Origin of the sequence: Chitinophaga sp., from assembly GCF_036569125.1 — a bacterium.
Lineage (GTDB): Bacteria > Bacteroidota > Bacteroidia > Chitinophagales > Chitinophagaceae > Chitinophaga.
In genome coordinates this window covers 1-3,779 of the sequence record NZ_DATCRF010000290.1, presented here as the reverse complement: position 1 = coordinate 3,779, position 3,779 = coordinate 1, and the positions used below count along the sequence as shown (strand labels likewise).

Genomic DNA, 3,779 nt, shown 5'->3' with positions numbered 1-3,779 from the left:
GTTTTATGATAGCTGAGGTGGCCCGCCTGCTTAAAGAAAATAAGCAGCAGCTGCCCTTTGGCCTGTACATCGTAAATGCGGTGCAGGAAGAAGTAGGCCTGCGGGGCGCAGAAATGATCGCCAAACGTATCAAAGCCAATGTGGCCATTATCACGGATGTAACACATGATTCCACCACCCCCATGATCAATAAGAACGTGGAAGGTGAGATCCGTTGCGGCAATGGCCCCAGCATTACCTACGGCCCTGCAGTGCATAACATTCTCCGCGACCTGATCATTAAAACCGCGCAGAAGAACGATATTCCTTTCCAGCGCCATGCCGTAAGCCGCAGCACCGGTACCGATACAGATGCCTTTGCATATTCCAATGACGGTACCCCCTCTGCCCTTATCAGCCTGCCGCTGCGCTACATGCATACCACCGTGGAAATGGTAAAGAAAGAGGATATTGAGAACACCATTATGCTCATTTATCATACACTGCTGAGCATTACGCCTAAAACGAACTTTAAGTACCTGTGAGCAGAAAGCGAAAAGCCGAAAGCAAAAAGCGTAAAGCTTAAAGCCTCGCTTTATCCAATGCATTGAGCTTTATGCTTTAGCTTTATGCCTGTTTAAGCTTTGCGCTTTATGCTTTTTTCCGTACGTTTGCTTCCTATTAAATATTATACTTATGCAAGATGTGCAGATCCGTCATGACTGGACCATTGAAGAAATAAAAGCTATCTATAATACTCCGCTGCTGGAACTGATATTCCGCGCTGCCAGCGCACACCGCCAATACCAGGATACCGCAGAAGTACAGGTTTGTACCCTGCTGTCCATTAAAACCGGCGGCTGCTCCGAAGATTGTGCGTACTGCCCGCAGGCCGCCCGTTATAATACCGACATCAAAGTACATGGCCTGCTGCAGAAAGATACTGTGCTGGAATATGCCCGTAAAGCCCGGGAAGCCGGATCCACCCGCTTTTGCATGGGCGCTGCCTGGCGCGAGGTACGCGATAACCGCGACTTTGACCGTGTGCTGGATATGGTAAAAGGCGTAAATGAGCTGGGCATGGAAGTATGCTGCACCCTGGGTATGCTTACGGAAGAGCAGGCCAGGAAGCTGGCAGATGCCGGTTTGTACGCCTACAACCACAACCTGGATACCTCAGATGAATATTATAGCGAGATCATTACCACCCGTACTTACGACGACCGCCTGCAAACGCTGGATAACGTGCGCAAAGCCGGTGTAAGCGTATGCTGCGGCGGTATTATAGGCCTGGGTGAAACCCATGAGGACCGCATTAAAATGCTGCACACCCTCAGCAACCTGCCTCAGCATCCTGAATCAGTGCCCATTAATGCGCTTACCCGCGTAAAAGGCACGCCGCTGGAGCATATGCCTAAAGTAGAGTTCTGGGATATGGTGCGTATGATAGCCACTACCCGCATCCTGATACCCAGCGCCATGGTACGCCTGAGCGCCGGCCGTGCAGAGATGAGCGTATCTGAGCAGGCCCTGTGCTTTATGGCTGGCGCCAACTCCATCTTTACCGGTGAAAAGCTGCTGACCACAAAAAATCCTTCTTTTGAAGAAGACCATATGATGTTTGAGCTGCTGGGATTAAAAGCCAGGGAAGCTTTTAAAGACGAGAAGGAAACCGCTGCCGCCTGTTAAAATGTAATGACTAAAAATAGAAAAGAGCGCCTGTAACAGGCGCTCTTTTCGTTTGGGGTTGCTGGAAGCTTTATTGTCTTGCCCGATAGCATGCCGTTTGCGCCGGTTCTCCCGCCCGGCGCCTGGCGGCGGCCAGCAGGCGGCCTTTATTTAGCCTGAAAATAACGCTCATGGTCAATATCAGCTATCAGCCCGGGGCCCGTGGGCTCCCATCCCAGCTGTTCCCGGGTGCGCTGGCTGGAGGCCGGAACATCCAGGCCCATGAAATGTGCTAACCAGCCAAAGTGGCCTCCAGCCTCCTCAGGGGTCTTAGCCACCACCGGCACATTCAGGCGCCGGCCAATTACAGTAGCAATTTCGCGGAAAGGCACCCCTTCCTCAGCCACCGCGTGATACCGGGCGCCTGCAGCGCCTTTCTCCAGCACCAGCCTGTAAAGCCGGGCAGCATCCAGCCGGTGCACGGCCGGCCAGCGGTTCAGCCCTTCGCCTACATAGGCGGAAACGCCTTTTTCGCGCGCAACGTTAATAACCATCGGAACAAAACCATGATCACCATCGCCATGCACGGATGGCGGGAGGCGTACGATCGACACATGCACACCGTTAGCCGCAACTGCAGCAGCGGTCTCCTCAGTGGCCACCCGCGGATTTTTGGTATTGCTGGAACTGGCCGGGGTTTCTTCAAGCCCCAGGCGGCCAGACGCCAGGATACCGATGGCGGAGGTAATAACCAGGGGCCGGTCAGAGCCGGCCAGTGCGGCGCCCATCGTCTCAATCACCTGCCTGTCCAACTCACAGCTTTCCTTGAATTTTGAGAAATCATGGATAAACCCGGCATGGATCACGCCATCCGACATAGCTGCGCCGCTGCGCAGGCTTTCCAGGTCGGTAAGATCTCCCCGGTGCACGGCTGCACCCGCAGCGGCCAGTGATTTAGCCCCTTCATCCGAGCGGGCCAGGCCCAATACCTGGTGGCCCGCCGCTATTAATTCCTGTACAATGGCAGAGCCTACAAAGCCCGTAGCGCCGGTTACAAAAACACGCATAGATTCTTCTGTTTTGATAACAATTTGTAATAGATCTGATTATGCCACAAAATTGGGATGAAGGCTCCCCCTCAGCAAGGAGATTTGACACAATTTTTTGAGGTCATTTGACCTAACTTTGCATGTATCCAGCCACCAGGCAAGGGAAAGGCAGCTCATTATTAAACCGTTTGTACCTTTAAGCATGACCGGGCATTTCGAAACATTTATTACAGCTGAAGTATCTCTCACCAAAGAGGAGCTAAAGCTCCTGTGTTCACTGGCAACCGAAAAAAAATTGCGCAGAAGGCAGCAGCTGCTGCACGAGGGCGAAGTTTGCCGGTTTAAGGCTTTTGTAGTGAAAGGCCTGTTAAGAACCTATTGTACAAGAGATGACGGTGCGGAATATAATATGCGGTTTGCAGTTGAAAATGGCTGGATGCTGGACACTGAAAGCTACAATAGCCAGCTGCCATCCAAATATAATATTGAGGCGCTGGAAGATACGCAGGTACTATTATGGTCCCGGGAAAACATGGATAAAATATTTGAGGCTATTCCTGCATTCAGATCTTATTCAGATAAGCTGAAAACCAGCAGCCACGATGCAAACCTGAACCGCATACTCATGAATATCAGCTATACGGCTGAAGAGAAATACCAGGAATTTGTTAATTCCTTTCCGGATGTTTTCAGGCGTATACCGCTGCATATGGTAGCATCTTACCTGGGCGTATCAAGGGAAACACTAAGCCGTATCCGGCATGCGCAGCTTAAACGGCAAAAGGAATTTTAATTGCTCCAAACGGGCATTTCAATGAATACAGGTGCAGCAGCGCCAAAAAAGAAAGGCCGCTCCATTGCATATGGAACGGCCTGTTTATTTAAATGCATTACTATCTCAATTCAAAAAATATTCCACTCCCAGCCTATACCCTTTCATACCTAACCCGCAGATAGTGCCCACACATTTAGGCGCTATCAGTGAAGTGTGACGGAACTCTTCCCGCGCATATACATTGCTGATGTGCACTTCTATCACCGGCGTTTTAATAGCTGCAATAGCATCCCGTATAGCTACAGAAG

At 51.0% G+C, this 3,779-nt stretch carries 5 protein-coding genes; 3 read left to right on the top strand and 2 right to left on the bottom strand.

Annotated features, from left to right (window positions below; genetic code table 11):
• Together VIM87_RS10625 and bioB are read left to right on the top strand one after the other, a co-directional pair.
• Positions 1–524 (top strand): M28 family peptidase (locus VIM87_RS10625; RefSeq protein ID WP_331996976.1); only part of this gene is annotated, 524 nt, incomplete at its 5' end.
• Positions 525–675: 151 nt separating this feature from the next.
• Complete coding sequence (gene bioB, locus VIM87_RS10620) at positions 676–1,668, top strand: biotin synthase BioB (RefSeq protein WP_331996975.1); 993 nt, start codon at positions 676–678, stop codon at positions 1,666–1,668.
• 146 nt (positions 1,669–1,814) lie between these two features.
• On the opposite strand, the gene VIM87_RS10615 is transcribed toward bioB, so the two are convergent.
• On the bottom strand, positions 1,815–2,714 hold the full coding sequence (locus tag VIM87_RS10615; protein WP_331996974.1) for an SDR family oxidoreductase: 900 nt from the start codon (positions 2,712–2,714) through the stop codon (positions 1,815–1,817).
• Between the two features lie 118 nt (positions 2,715–2,832).
• Between VIM87_RS10615 and VIM87_RS10610 the strand changes: the two genes are divergently transcribed.
• Entirely contained in the window at positions 2,833–3,489 is a 657-nt protein-coding gene (locus VIM87_RS10610; RefSeq protein WP_331996973.1) for a Crp/Fnr family transcriptional regulator, read from the top strand.
• 105 nt (positions 3,490–3,594) lie between these two features.
• Here the strand turns inward: VIM87_RS10610 and VIM87_RS10605 are convergent.
• On the bottom strand, positions 3,595–3,779 hold a 185-nt coding region (locus VIM87_RS10605; protein ID WP_331996972.1), incomplete at its 5' end, for a type II 3-dehydroquinate dehydratase.